The organism is Klebsiella sp. K47 (assembly GCF_051858335.1).
GTDB lineage: Bacteria > Pseudomonadota > Gammaproteobacteria > Enterobacterales > Enterobacteriaceae > Klebsiella > Klebsiella pneumoniae.
On record NZ_JBPYUI010000373.1, the window covers coordinates 1 to 227 of the forward strand.

General features: G+C 64.3%; 1 protein-coding gene. It reads right to left on the bottom strand.

Going from position 1 to position 227, the window contains the following annotated elements; translation table 11 throughout:
- Positions 1-201 (bottom strand): hypothetical protein (locus RRF55_RS28435; protein WP_439419361.1); only part of this gene is annotated, 201 nt, incomplete at its 3' end.
- Positions 202-227 lie beyond the last annotated feature (26 nt).

A 227-nucleotide genomic window follows, 5' to 3' on the forward strand; every position in this document is an offset into this window, starting at 1 on the left:
CGGCTGGGGCGCCACTTCGGGCTTCGCGGCCGGGGGCGGCGTCACCTTGTTGATCTTGCTGTCCTGGAACGGGGCAATCTCGGTGGTCTTGGGCACTGCCTTCTTGTCCAGCGTGCCGCTGCCCTGCTGGTTGTCCTGCGCCAGGTAATCGGCCTTCTTCGGTGGTGCCTCGCTCTTGAAGGTGGCCAGGGTGATTTCCATGGTGCGGCGGATTTCTTCAGGCTTGG